We start from the raw sequence: 12,804 nt of genomic DNA, 5'->3' as shown, positions 1-12,804 counted from the left end.
CTGCCGCCGCCCGCCGCTTTCGTGGACTTACTGGTAGTTCAGCGAGTACTGGATGCGCGAATCCGCGGTGCCGGCGGTCGCCTTGCCGGTGGCCACGTATTCGGCGTAGTACTGCAGCGACGCGGCGCCGCCGTTCAGGTCGACCGTCTGCGAGTTCTGCGTGCCCACGGGCGCGCCGGCCACGATCGGGTTCTGCGCGTTGTTCAGCAGGCGGATGCGGACGTTCGCCGCCACCGGCTTGCCGCTGCCGTCGTCGATCAGGTTGATCTGGCCCGATGCCTGGTCGACCGTGTTGCCGGCCTCGAAGTAGGTCGAGACCTTGGTGGAGCCGGCGGTGCAGCCGCTCAGATTGATCGAGAACGGCGTGCGGCCCGCGGTGTCGCCGGAGCTGCCCAGCGAGGACACCGACACGGTCGGCAGCTTCACCGTCATGTTGCTGGTGCCGGTCGCGCCGCCGCCGCCGGTGATGGTGCACGTGGTCGACAGCACCTGGCCGCTGAAGGTGATCTCACCATCCGCCGCCATTGCCGCCGGAGCCGACGCCACTGCCGCGGCGATCGCCAATGCCTTGAAAATGGAATTCGTGTTGATTTTCATTTTTGCCTTACCTGTCTTTATATGCCTGCATAGTGAACTCCCCCGGATCGGGTGGACGCTGACGGCGTGTCATTTCAACGCCAGCCCAGATTGTGGCAACCTTGCGTTTTTGGCGAAATAGGACTGCCGCGAAAGCTATTTACAGCCATTTAGTAATCGTACTAAAAGCACGGCAAGGGCCTATTAAGACCCATGATTTGGGCGCGCATCATGAAGATCGCGACCCGGATCGCGCATCCTGCTGGGGTTTTCGAAGAAGATGAGAGCGGATTCGGGGGTGCTGTGGCGGCGAGGCAAGTCCGCGGGCGGGTGGAGCGGACGGCGCAAACCCGTTCCGGACCGGATTTTCCGATCCGGCGTAGCGGGGTGCCGCGTTATACACCCGGAGGCTGGCCGGTTTTCCGTTGCTCGGTTTATTCCGAATCAATATCGGAACTATCTCGTGTTTTCGGATTTTCGGCAGTGACCCGCGCGGCGATGGCCGCGATGGGAATCGCCATATTCCGATAATGCCGGGAAATAAATCCGACGGGGCGATCAGAAAATACCGAGCGATAAACCGGCGGGCGCCGGCCCGGCACAGGCCGGGAAATCCGGCGCCAACGACAAAAAAGGCCTGTGCCGTAAGACGGCACAGGCCCTGCTGACAAGGTCGGCTTGCGGCTTGTGGCCCCCCTCACCCGCAAGCGGGGGAGGGGGGCCAGCCGGCGGCAAACCCGGATGCCGCTTTGCCGCGCGGATCAGGCCGGCACCGAATCCGACAGGCGGTTCTCGTCGCCGTTGCCGCCGCCTTCTTCGTCCGGCCAGTTGCGGCCGACCATCCATTCGTACAGCGTGGGCAGCACGATCAGCGTGAGCAGCGTGGCGGTGATCAGGCCGCCGATGATGACGATGGCCAGCGGGCGCTGCGTCTCGGAGCCGATGGCGCGCGAGATGGCCATCGGGAACAGGCCCAGCATGGCCAGCAGCGCGGTCATCAGCACCGTGCGCAGGCGGTCCATCGAGCCGGTCAGCACGGCCTGGCGCACCGGCATGCCTTCGTCGCGCAGCTGGTTGAAATACGTCACCATCACCACGCCGTTGAGCACGGCCTGGCCGAACAGCGCGATGAAGCCGATGGCCGCCGACACCGACAGCGGAATGCCGGTGAGGAACAGCGCGAACACGCCGCCGATCAGCGCGAACGGGATGTTCGAGATGATCAGCGTGGCGCTCTTGAACGACTTGAACGCGTTGAACAGCAGCAGGAAGATCACCAGCACCGACAGCGGCACCACGATCGACAGGCGCGCCATCGCGCGTTCCTGGTTCTCGAACTCGCCGGACCAGCTGATCTTGACGTCGTCGGCCTTGACGTTCTTGGCCACCAGCGCCTGCATGTCCTTGACCACGCTGCCCATGTCGCGGTCGTGGATGAAGATGCCGATGGAGGTGGTGCGCTGGCCGTTCTCGCGGCTGATGTTCATCGCGCCCGATGCCGCGCGGAAGTGCACCAGCTGCGACAGCGGCACCTGCGCGCCGTCCGCGGTCTGCATGAAGATGTTCGGCAGGTTGGGCAGCTCGCGCTCGCCCGGCTTCAGGCGCACGACCACGCTGAAGTGCTTCTCGCCTTCCCACAGCTCGGTGGCGGCCTTGCCGGCCAGCGCGGTTTCCATCAGGTCCTGCACGTCGCCCACGTTGATGCCGTAGCGCGCGGCCTGGGCGCGGTCGAATTCCAGCACGTACTGCGGCAGTTCGCCGTCGCGGTCGATGAACGCGCGCATCACGCCCTGGACCGACTGCACGTTGGCCAGGATCTGGTCGGCCACCTGCTTGTTGTGCTCGAGGCTGTCGCTCTGCACCTTGATCACGATCTGGCCCTTGATCTGGGAGATGCTCTCGAGGATGTTGTCGCGCACCGGCTGCGAGAAATTGGGCTCGATGCCGGGCAGCTGGCGCAGGTTGGCGTTGATCTCGTTGATGATCTTGCGCTTGTCGTAGCCGGCGCGCCACTGCTTGTCCGGCTTCAGGTCCACCAGGATCTCGACGGTGTTGATCAGCTTGGGATCGGTGCCGTCGTCGGGGCGGCCCACCTTGGAGATGGTGGTGTTGACCTCGGGCGTCTTGCGGATCACGCCGCGCAGGCGGCGCGCCTGGTCGCGCGCCTCGTCGAGCGAGACCGAGGCCGGCAGGTCGAAGCTGACCCACATCGAGCCTTCGTCGAGCTCGGGCAGGAACTCGCTGCCGAGGAACTTGCCCACGCCCACGGTGGCCACCAGCAGGCCCAGCGCGATGCCCACCACGGTGCGCTTGTGGTCGAGCGCCCAGGCCAGCATCGGCTCGTAGATGCGCTTGCTGTGGCGGACCACGAAGTTGTCGTCGTGCGCGATGTTCTTGGTCAGCAGCAGGTGGCACAGCAGCGGCACCACCGTCAGCGAGATGATCAGCGAGCCGATCAGCGCGCCGGTCACGGTGTAGGCCATCGGCGCGAAGATCTTCCCTTCGTGGCGCTGCAGCGTGAAGATCGGGATGTGCGCGGCGATGATGATGATCATCGAGAACACGGTCGGGCGGCCCACCTCGGTGGTGGCCTGCAGGATCGCGTGCATGCGCGCGCGGCTGTCCTTGATCTGCTGCTCCTTGAGCTCGCCGAGGCGCTTGAAGATGTTCTCCACCACGATCACGGCGCCGTCGACGATGATGCCGAAGTCCATCGCGCCGAGCGACAGCAGGTTGGCCGGAATGCCCACCCAGGTCAGGCCGATGAACGTGGACAGCAGCGCCAGCGGGATCACCAGCGCCACGATGGCCGCGGCGCGCACGTTGGCCAGGAACAGGTACAGCACCGCCATCACCAGCAGCGCGCCCTCGACCAGGTTGCCGAACACGGTGTGCAGGGTCTTGTCGATCAGCGTGGAGCGGTCGTAGTACGGCACGATCTTCACGCCCTTGGGCAGGATCTGGTTGTCCAGCAGCTCGATCTTCTTCTTGAGCGCCTCCAGCACCAGCGAGGGGTTCTCGCCCTTGCGCATCACCACGATGCCCGAGACGATGTCGTCCTCGTCGTCCTGGCCCATCAGGCCCTGCGGCGGCGCCGCGCCGACCTTCACGTCGGCAATGTCCCTGACCAGGATCGGCGTGCCGTTGACTTCCGTCACCACCACGCTGGCGATGTCGGCCGAGGTGCGGAAGCTGCCCAGCGAGCGCAGCAGGAACTGCTGGCGCCCGTTGGCCACGGCGCCGCCGCCGGCGTTGGAGTTGGCGCGCTGCAGCGCGGTGAACAGTTGCGCCAGCGAGATCTTGGCGTCGCGCATCTTCGCCAGGTTGGGGTTCACCTCGTACTGCTTGATGGTGCCGCCGATGGTGACGAGGTCGGCCACGCCGGGCACCTGGCGCAGGTTCTTCTCCACCACCCAGTCCTGCAGCGTGCGCAGCTCCTGCGCGGTGTAGCCCTTGCCGGTCAGGCGGAAGCGGAAAATTTCGCCGATGGCGGTGGACAGCGGCGCCAGGTCCGGCTGCACGCCGTCGGGCAGGTCCACGCCGCGCAGGCGCTCGATGACCTGCTGGCGCGCCACCACGTCGGTGGCCTTGTCGTTGAACGTGACCATCAGGAAGGACAGGCCGAACTGGGTGTGCGAGAACACCCGCACGGAATTCGGCGTGCCCGCCAGCGCGGTCTCGATCGGGATCGTGACCTGGCGCTCGACTTCCTCGGCGGCGCGGCCCGGGTACAGCGTGATGACGTTGACCTGGATGTCGGAGACGTCCGGGAAGGCTTCGATCGGCAGGTTCTTGAAGGCCGCCAGGCCACCCCCGATGAAGATGGCGAGGCCGAGCCAGACGAACAGCTTCTGGTGCAGCGCGAAATGAACGATACGCGAAATCATGTGGCGGTCTTCCTCACTGCTTCGCGCCGGAGCTGCCGCCGGCTTCGCCGGCACGCGCGGCGTTCACCGCGGTGGCGTCGCGCAGGATGTCCTGCAGGTACAGATTGCCGTCGGTCACCACCACGTCGCCCGCCTTGAGGCCGTCCACCACCTCGGTGGTGCCGGGCAGCGACACGCCCAGCCTGACCGGGCGGCGCTCGAAGCGGTTCTGCGCGGCGCGCACGAACACGTAGTGGCGGTTGTCGGCCAGGAACACGGCCTTGGACGGCACCGAGATGCCCTGGAACGAGGCCGCCGGCAGCCGGGCCGTGACGAACATCTCGGCCTTCAGGCGGCGGTCCGCGTTGGGCACCGACAGCCGCACCTTGATGCTGCGCGCGACCGGATCGACGTAGTCGGCGACCTTGACCACCTTGCCCGGGAAGGTCTCGCCGGGATAGGCGCTCGACACCAGCTGCACGCTCACGCCGGGCTTGAACAGCGCGAGGTCGGCCTCGGCGGCGTCCACCTGGGCCCACAGCTCGGTCGGGTCGGTGACCAGGAACAGCGGCGCGGCGGGCGGCTGGTCCGGGCGCAGCTCCATGCCGACGTTGATGTTGCGCTCCACCAGCAGGCCGTCGATCGGCGTGCGCAGGGCGAAGCGGTTGACCGCGCCGTCGCCCTGGGCCGGGGCGCCGTACTGGCGCAGCGCGGCCTGGGTGCGCTGCAGGTCGGCGCTGGCGCGCGCGGCGTCGGCCTGGGTCTGCTCCAGGTCCTTCTGCGCCACCACGCCGGCCGCGAACAGCTCGCGCTGGCGCGCCAGCGCCTTGCCGGCGTAGGCGGCATCGGCCGCGGCCTTGCGCGCGTCGGCCTGGGCCATGCCGAAGTCGGTCGAGGTCAGCGTGGCCAGCACCTGGCCGGCCTTCACGCCGGTGCCCGGCTGCGCCAGCACCTCGGTCACGCGCCCGGCGAACGGGCTGGACACGCGCACGGTGCGGTCTTCGTTCCACACCAGGCGGCCGGGCAGGCTCAGCATGCGCTCGCCGCCGCTCTTGACCGCTTCGCCGGCGATGCCGGGCAGGGTCTTCACGGAAGCGGGGAATTCGACCACGTTGCCGGCGACCTTGGGGTCGTCGCTGGGCGGCGGGGCTTCCTGCTTGCCGCAGGCGGCCAGCGCCAGCGCGACCAGCGAAAGCGTGGCCAGGCGCACGCGCAGGCCCGGGCGGGCGGGAGAGATCGAAGCGGGCGTAGCAGTCATCGGGGACATCGAAGCAGACATCGGAGCGGACACGGGATTAAGGACGCGGCACATCGGTACGAGCCTGGGCATTGGGTGAGGACTGCAGGGCGGCGCGGTAGGCCGACAGCGACTTGGCGTACTCGCCCCGCGCGGCCACCGCGTCGAGGCGGGTCTGGCGCAGCGCGCGGCGCGCGTCGAGCAGGTCCAGCACGCCGCTGGCGCCCCTGGAATAGGCGAACTCGGCGCTGCCGGCCACGCTTTCGGCGGCGGGCACCACGCTCTCGACCATCTGCTTGAGCGACAGGCGCGCGGCCTCGAGCTGGCTGCGCGAGCGCTCCAGCTCGTTCTGCGCCTCGAGCAGCACGCGGTTGCGGTCGTCCAGCGCGGCGTAGTAGTCCACCTCGGCGCGGCGGGCCTCGCCGCCGAAGCTGTGGCGCACGAACAGCGGGATCGACACGAACACGCCGAAGCTGTTGCCGCTGCCGGTCTGGTTGGCGTCGGAGACCGGATAGTGCTCGGCCTGCGCGCCCACGGTGACGTCCGGCACGCGCCCGGCGCGGGCCAGGTCGCGCGCGCTGGCGGCGGCGGCCAGGCGGGCCTCGGCGGCGGCCACGTCGGGGCGGCGCTGCACGGTGTCGGCGTCGGGTTCCGGCACCGGCACGCCGAGCTCGGGCCAGTCGGCCACCAGCCGGTTGTCGGCCAGCGTGCCGGGCACGCCGACGGCCTGCGCCAGCGCGGCCTTGTCGCTGGCGTAGCCGGCCGTCGCCGCGCGCAGGTCGGATTGCGCGCGCAGCACGTCGAGCTGGAGCTTGGTCACGTCGGCGCGCGACACGTCGCCCGCCTTCAGGCGCACCTCGTTGGCCTGCTGGGTGCGGCCGTACAGGGCCAGCGTCTCGTTGAGCACGGCCACGCGCTCCTGGCTGACCAGCGCCGCGAAGAACGCCTGGTCGACCGCGCTGGACTGCTGGGTGATGACCGCTTCCAGCATCTCGCCGGCGGCGCGGCTGGAGGCGCGCGCGCTTTCCACGCGCAGGTTGCCCTTGTTGGCGGTCTCGATCACCTGGTCCACGCGCAGCGTGGAATCCACGGTCTTGCTGCGCGGGCCGCCGGAATTGAAGCCCTGGTGCGGGTTGATGTTGGCCACGCCCAGGCTGAGCACCGGGTTGGGCCGCTGCGAGGCGATCTGGATGTCGGCCTGGCTGGCCTCTTCATTGCGGCGCGCGGCGATGATGTCGCGGTTGCAGCGCACCGCGTCGAGGCGCACCTGCGCCAGGGTCAGCGCGGCCCTGGCGGGCGGCGCCACGCACGGGCCGTCCGCCGGCAGCGGCGCGCTCGGGGGGACATCCGAGCCGGCCACGGCGACGCCGGCAAGGGCGCTGAGCAGGCTCGTCAGCAAGAAACGTGGAAAGGAAAATGACACGATCAATCAGGCTCGGTTCGACTTTAGTGTGCGGTAAACGACCATGACGGCCGATCGGTGCACCGCGGCCGCGAACTTTCACTTATCTCCATGAAACATGCCGCGTTCGTGCCGGCATCCGCAAACGGGCGCCGGTCGGCCGAAGGGGCGCGACATATCCCGTGCGCATTCAAACTGAAACGCATTACAAACGGCTTTCATCAGCGCAGCAAAAGCCGGCGTAATCGTAGGAACGCGCCGATTTCGAGGGAAAACCCTGACGAAAGCGCCACTTTCGTGAGGAAAGCACGCGCGGGCGGCAGCCATCGGCAAAGGCTCGTATGATTACGCACTTTGCGTCCGCGAGACAGGGGCAGCGCGCCGGCATGGAAATGGGTGTTGCAGTGCCGCATCGGCCCGCCGTTTCCCGGCTTGCTTCCTGGCTGGTTTCCCGGCTTTCGGCCGCCCTGTCCCGGGGCGGTCATATTGTCCGGCTAGGCCGCCCGGCACCGTCCGCGGCATCGTTCCGTGCTGCCCTGTATTGCGCCGCGTTGCCCGTGTTGCCGGCGCCGTTTCGCCATTTCGCCATTCCCCCAGCCCTCCGTTCCCATGCCCGACCATTCCCTGCTGTCCTCCCTGATGATCTTCGGCCTTGGCGGGGCGCTGGGCGCCGTGGGCGGCCTGTTCGGCATCGGCGGCGGGCTGATCGCGATTCCGGCGCTGGGCCTGCTGTACGGCATGGACCAGCAGCTGGCGCAGGGCACCGCGCTGGTGATGATCGCGCCCAACGTGCTGATCGGCTTCTGGCAGTACCGCCGCCGCGCCGACATCGCGCTGCGCACGGCCGTGGTGCTGGGCCTGTCGGCGGTGCTGGCCACCTATCTGGCGGCCCGCGCCGCGACCGCGATGGATGCCGTGCTGCTGCGCCGCATCTTCGCCTGCTTCATGATCGGCATGGCGCTGTATTTCCTGTGGCGCCTGCTGCCGGGACGCGCCGCCACCGTGCAGCGGGCGCGCCTGTCGCCGCGCTGGATGCCCGCGCTGGGCGCCGTGGGCGGCGCGTTCTCGGGCTTTTTCAGCGTGGGCGGCGGCGTGGTGGCCGCGCCCGCGCTGGTCGGCCTGTTCGGCTTCCGGCAGGCGGCGGCGCAGGGGCTGGCGCTGGCGCTGGTCACGCCCGGCGCGGTGGTGGCGCTGGCCACCTACGCCAGCGCCGGCCACGTCGACTGGGCCAGCGGCATCCCGCTCTCGCTGGGCGGCATGCTGACCATCTCGTGGGGCGTGGCGCTGGCCCACCGCATGCCCGAGCGGCGCCTGCGCGCGCTGTTCTCGCTGTGCCTGATCGCCACCGCGGCGATCATGCTGGTGCGCGGCTGAGCGCCGCCATCCGCCTCCCCGCCTGAACGCCTACCCCAGCAGGCCCTTGCGCCGGTGCCACTCGGCCAGCGACTCCGCCGGCCACGTGCCGCAATGCACGTGGCCGCGGCCCGTGGGCACGTCCACCCACGGCGCGGCGTAGTCCAGCGCGGCCTCCACCACTTCGGGCGGCCTGGGCAGCGGCGTGTCGATGGCCGACGCCTGCGGGTGCACCAGCTCCGGCCAGCGCGGGTCCCACAGCCACAGCGCGCTGCCGCACTTGAGGCAGAAATGCCGCTGCGCCTGCGAGCGGTACGCGCGCCGGCCCGGCTCGCGCATCACGGCGTGATAGATGCCGATGTGCTTCCTGCCGCGGACCTTGAGCGTGGCGGCGTCGCCGCCGAGGTTGATGGCATAACCGCCGCCGCCGGCCGTCTTGCGGCAGATCGAGCAATGGCAGTGCATGAACGGATAAGGGGAATCGGCCTCGAGGCTGAAGCCGACGGCGCCGCAGTGACAGGAACCTTCGAGATGCATGGGACCTCCTGCTGGTTGGGGGAAAGTCCATTCTAGGCAACGCCGCCGGCGCGGGGCCGGCTGGACAGGACATGCCCGCTATGGCATAAGGACCAGTCCGGCGGCGGCCCGAGATTGCGGCCGTACGCCAACCGCCAACCCGAACCCGGCCCGAACGCCGCATGCCCATCGTCCCGACCGCTCCGCGCGCCGCCCTCCCGCCTGCCCCGCAGGCCGCGCCGGCCTGCGCGCGCGCGGCGGCCCCCCGGGGTCTCGCCGCCGTGCTTTTCCTCGCCGTGCGGGGAAGGCGGGACATCGCCATGCTGTCCTGATCTCCCCGCACGGCACCTTGCCAGCGGGCGCGCGCGCCCTTTGTCCAACGTGCAACCGGGAGAACAGCCAATGTCCTCGATCTACCGCAAGACCCTCTGCGCCATCGGCGCCGTCGCCGTGGCCTACCTGCTCATCAACCTGTGAAGCCGCGGGACGCCGCGCACCGGCGCCGGCGTCCCGCGCGGGCGAGCTGGGCGAGTCGGGCGAGCTGGGCGAGCTGGGCGAGCTGGGCGAGCTGGGCGAGTTGTTTCGGCGCGAAACAACTCGCCGCGGCGAACGGATGAAATTTACGAAGCCGCATCTCAAGTTACAGATATGTTGCACATTAGGCCGCATAGCGCACTGCAGATTTCCCGGCCCGCGTCGTAATCTTCAACACGTGCCAACCACGGCGCTGCCACCAGAACAGGAAATCATGTCAGAACGCCTCATCATGCTCGACGTCCCCGGTGTCCTCTATTCGGGCCGCTCCGAGGCCCGGCTGGGCGGGATTCCCGATACCGGCACCCTGCGCGACGTCCGTTTCTTCGATCCGCTCGCGCTCGGCTTCGTGCGCCGCCTGTTCGGCCTCGCCGGCGCGCGCGTGGTGGTCTCCGAAGCGTGGCGCCGCGGCGTGCCCGCGGCGATCCTGCAGCAGCTCGACCTGCAGGTCGAAGGCATGACGCCCGACGTGCCCGGCGGCCATGCCGCGCGCGTCGCCGCCTATTTCGCCAAGCGCCCCGCGCCGCAGGCGTTCGCCATCCTGACCTGCGACACCGCGTCGCTGCGGGACGAGCGATACGCCTGCCTGCGCCCGCACACGGTCGCCGTGAATCCGGCCGAAGGCCTCACGCCGGCCAACTTCAAGCAGGCGCTGGACGTGCTCGGCGTGGCCTGCCCGTCCACGCTGAGCCTCGACACCCAGCCCGACGCCGGCCTCGAAGCGCGCCTGCAGCGCCTGCGCCGGCTGGCCCGCGAAGCCCCCGCGCGCTTCGCGCCGGGCGCGATCGCCACGCCGCTGCTGCAGGGCGTGCCCGAGCTGGTCCTGCCGGCGCAGGTCGTCGCCCCGGCAGTGGCGCACGCGTGACGGCGCGGCGCGCCGCCGCCCGGCGCTAGCGCTGGCCGGCCGCTCGCCCGAACACCAGCGCGAGCCCGGCCACGATGGCGCCCATGCCCGCGAGGGTGGACGCCGTGAGCCGGTTGCCGAGGAACAGGTAGTCCAGCAGCGCCGTCACGGCGGGCACGAGGTAGAACAGGCTGGTCACGCTGACGAGGTTGCCGGCCTGGATCAACCGGTACAGCAGCAGCGTGGCGCCCACCGAGATCACCAGCGCGAGCCACGCCAGCGAGAGCAGCAGGCCCGCCGCCGGCGTGGCCGTCATCGGCTGGAACGGCACGAACAGCAGGCACAGCGCCAGCCCAGCGCCGTATTGCAGCGGCAGCACGTCGAGCGGCGCCTGCCGGATGCCTTTCTGCAGGATCGCGCCGAACGTCATGCAGGCCAGCGCGGCCAGCGCGAAGCCCACGCCGGTCGGCGACAGCCGCGCGCGGCCGATGCTCGCCGACACCACCAGCACCAGCCCGCACAGCGCGGCCGCGAGGCCCGCCAGCCGGCGCAGCGGATAGCGCCGCTCCACCAGCAGCAAGGTCAGCACCGGCTGCGCGCCCAGCACGGTGGCCAGCACGCCCGGCGTCACGCCGCGCGCCAGCGCGAGCAGGTAGCAGATCGAATAGGCGCCGGTCATCAGCAGGCCGGCGGCCATCACGCGCAGGCGCGTGCCCGGCGCCGGCAGCCAGCGCCGCCGCCACGCGGCCAGCGCCAGCAGCACCAGCAGCGCGAGCGCGAAACGCGCGGCCAGCAGGGCAAAGGCGGATGCATACTCGAGCCCGAGCCGCGCGAAGATCGCGCCGCTGCTCCACAGCAGCACGAAGAGCGCGGTCGAGCCATGCGCGCCCAGGGCGGTTTTGTTCAATGTCATGATGTTCACCTGTCGCGGGCATCCGGCCCGTGGCCGGATGCCTTCGAAGACTTCGCGTCGAAAACCTTCGGCAAGCCGGTGCCGGTCACGCGCCATGCGTGCGGCAGGGGAAAAAGCCGAAGATGGAAAGACGGGCCGGGGGTCGGGAGTCGGCCCGGTCAGCCCCGCGTGGACGGCGGCGGCGGCGCGGTGCCGGCCCGCGCGCGCGGCGGGGAAGCGACAGGGGGAGGCGAGGCGATGAAGACCGCGCACGGCAGCGCCGCGCCCGCGAGGGGAGCGTCGGCGGCAAGCTGGAAGTGCGTGGCTGCGGTCATGATGGTCCGTGTGCCCGGCGCGGATCGCCATACTGGATCGGCCGGTGGATGCGCAACGTTACACCGGCGCGGCGCGAGAGGCAAGCGAGAAGCAAGCCGGGGCCTGCCTTACAATGCGCGGCCGCCTCCCGTGCCGGAACACAGCCGGCAGCGGCAGCGGCATGCACACCGAAACGAATACGGAGAACGCGCGATGGAATCCCGCCTGACCGAACTGGAGATCAAGGTCGCCTTCCAGGACGACCTGCTCGAGACGCTGAACCTCGCCGTGGCGCGCCAGCAGCGCCAGATCGACCTGCTGCAGGAACAGCTCCAGGCGCTCTACCAGCAGATGCGCTCGGGCGGCCCGGGCGGTGCCGACAACGGCCCGCGGCACGAAATCCCGCCGCATTACTGAGCGCCGGCGACACGCGACAGGAACATCCCCGCCGCCGCCGCGTCTGACCCTGAACCCGCGCGCCAACCCGGAGGAGCCGCATGAAAACGAAGCCGAACGCCATCCGCGCCACCCGCGCCGCCGCGCGCTTCGTGCTGTGCGGCGCGCTTGCCGCGCTCGGCAGCGCCGGCGCCCGGGCCGGCTACAACGTCTGGACCGGCGACTACACGTTCTCGCGCCAGGAGCTGCAGGAGGCCATCGACAAGCGCTTTCCCGCGCGGCTGCGCTACGGCCAGGTGCTCGACGTGCGGCTGGCCAATCCGCGCTTGGTCCTCGACGACGCCGGCAACCGCGTGAGCACGCAGATGGACGCGCAGGTCAGCAACACGCTGCTGCCCGCGCCGCCGATCACCGGCAAGCTGTCGCTGAGCAGCGGCCTGCGCTACGACCCGGACAAGCGCGCGGTGCTGCTGGACAATCCGTCCGTCGAGCGCGTGCAGGTCGACGGCATGCCGGCGCAATACGGCGAGCAATTGAACGCGATCGGCGCCGTGGTGGCGCAGCAGGTGCTGCGCGATTACCCGCTTTACACGTTCACGCCGGAACAATTGCGCGTGGCCGGCAAGGATATAGAGCCCGGCGCGATCACCGTGCTGCCGGACGGCATCAAGGTCCGGATCAATACCCGCTGAAACCGGCGAAATTACGAAAAGGCCCATACGTGGGCCATATTTTCATCTTCGGCGCGCGCCGGGTCCGGATAAGGGCGTTGTATCGGCGCACGTTTTTCCGTTGGAAATCAACCGCATTTATTTGAACGCGTGGAAGTCATGGCGCGCGAAAGGTTATACTCCGCGCTCCACAAACTAACGG

General features: G+C 69.4%; 12 protein-coding genes. 5 read left to right on the top strand and 7 right to left on the bottom strand.

What is annotated here, in order from left to right:
- Positions 1–27: 27 nt before the first annotated feature.
- The gene (locus tag K206_RS0109700) at positions 28–525 is read right to left on the bottom strand and encodes a fimbrial protein (RefSeq protein ID WP_231401587.1); all 498 of its coding nucleotides are present in this window, start codon (positions 523–525) and stop codon (positions 28–30) included.
- Between K206_RS0109700 and K206_RS44290 the strand changes: the two genes are divergently transcribed.
- Entirely contained in the window at positions 431–718 is a 288-nt protein-coding gene (locus K206_RS44290) for a hypothetical protein (RefSeq protein WP_231401588.1), read from the top strand. The genes K206_RS0109700 and K206_RS44290 overlap by 95 nt on opposite strands.
- A 619-nt stretch (positions 719–1,337) precedes the next feature.
- On the opposite strand, the gene K206_RS0109695 is transcribed toward K206_RS44290, so the two are convergent.
- Genes K206_RS0109695 through K206_RS0109685 form a run of 3 tightly spaced genes read right to left on the bottom strand, consistent with a single transcriptional unit; the run spans position 1,338 to position 7,102 of the window.
- Positions 1,338–4,463: an efflux RND transporter permease subunit gene (locus tag K206_RS0109695; protein ID WP_020202220.1), complete on the bottom strand. Its 3,126-nt coding sequence runs from the start codon at positions 4,461–4,463 to the stop codon at positions 1,338–1,340.
- A 13-nt stretch (positions 4,464–4,476) separates the two neighbouring features.
- Positions 4,477–5,700 carry an efflux RND transporter periplasmic adaptor subunit gene (locus K206_RS0109690; protein ID WP_052165833.1) on the bottom strand — a complete coding sequence of 408 codons (1,224 nt, stop codon included), beginning with the start codon at positions 5,698–5,700 and terminating at the stop codon, positions 4,477–4,479.
- A 37-nt stretch (positions 5,701–5,737) separates the two neighbouring features.
- On the bottom strand, positions 5,738–7,102 hold the full coding sequence (locus K206_RS0109685) for a TolC family protein (RefSeq protein ID WP_369796874.1): 1,365 nt from the start codon (positions 7,100–7,102) through the stop codon (positions 5,738–5,740).
- 588 nt (positions 7,103–7,690) lie between these two features.
- Here K206_RS0109685 and K206_RS0109680 point away from each other — a divergent pair.
- Positions 7,691–8,455 (top strand): sulfite exporter TauE/SafE family protein, encoded by a 765-nt coding sequence (locus K206_RS0109680; protein ID WP_020202217.1) that lies wholly within the window; start codon positions 7,691–7,693, stop codon positions 8,453–8,455.
- 30 nt (positions 8,456–8,485) lie between these two features.
- Here the strand turns inward: K206_RS0109680 and K206_RS0109675 are convergent, their stop codons facing one another.
- Positions 8,486–8,971 carry a GFA family protein gene (locus tag K206_RS0109675; protein ID WP_020202216.1) on the bottom strand — a complete coding sequence of 162 codons (486 nt, stop codon included), beginning with the start codon at positions 8,969–8,971 and terminating at the stop codon, positions 8,486–8,488.
- A 727-nt stretch (positions 8,972–9,698) separates the two neighbouring features.
- Here K206_RS0109675 and K206_RS0109665 point away from each other — a divergent pair.
- Positions 9,699–10,349, top strand: a complete 651-nt coding sequence (locus tag K206_RS0109665; RefSeq protein WP_043366021.1) for an HAD domain-containing protein — start codon at positions 9,699–9,701, stop codon at positions 10,347–10,349.
- A gap of 25 nt (positions 10,350–10,374) precedes the next feature.
- Here K206_RS0109665 and K206_RS0109660 read toward each other — a convergent pair whose 3' ends face one another.
- Positions 10,375–11,241 carry a DMT family transporter gene (locus tag K206_RS0109660; protein ID WP_029043421.1) on the bottom strand — a complete coding sequence of 289 codons (867 nt, stop codon included), beginning with the start codon at positions 11,239–11,241 and terminating at the stop codon, positions 10,375–10,377.
- A gap of 158 nt (positions 11,242–11,399) precedes the next feature.
- The gene (locus K206_RS42770; RefSeq protein ID WP_155888019.1) at positions 11,400–11,555 is read right to left on the bottom strand and encodes a hypothetical protein; all 156 of its coding nucleotides are present in this window, start codon (positions 11,553–11,555) and stop codon (positions 11,400–11,402) included.
- A gap of 193 nt (positions 11,556–11,748) precedes the next feature.
- Between K206_RS42770 and K206_RS0109655 the strand changes: the two genes are divergently transcribed.
- Together K206_RS0109655 and K206_RS0109650 are read left to right on the top strand one after the other, a co-directional pair.
- The gene (locus K206_RS0109655) at positions 11,749–11,952 is read left to right on the top strand and encodes a SlyX family protein (protein ID WP_020202211.1); all 204 of its coding nucleotides are present in this window, start codon (positions 11,749–11,751) and stop codon (positions 11,950–11,952) included.
- A gap of 80 nt (positions 11,953–12,032) precedes the next feature.
- A complete protein-coding gene (locus tag K206_RS0109650) occupies positions 12,033–12,623 on the top strand; it encodes a DUF1439 domain-containing protein (RefSeq protein ID WP_020202210.1) in 591 nt (196 codons plus the stop codon).
- The last annotated feature ends 181 nt before the right edge of the window (positions 12,624–12,804 follow it).

Source organism: Cupriavidus sp. WS, assembly GCF_000395345.1.
Lineage (GTDB): Bacteria > Pseudomonadota > Gammaproteobacteria > Burkholderiales > Burkholderiaceae > Cupriavidus > Cupriavidus basilensis_B.
Note: the sequence above shows the minus strand (reverse complement) of the source record. Positions and strands in the feature narration are given on the sequence as shown.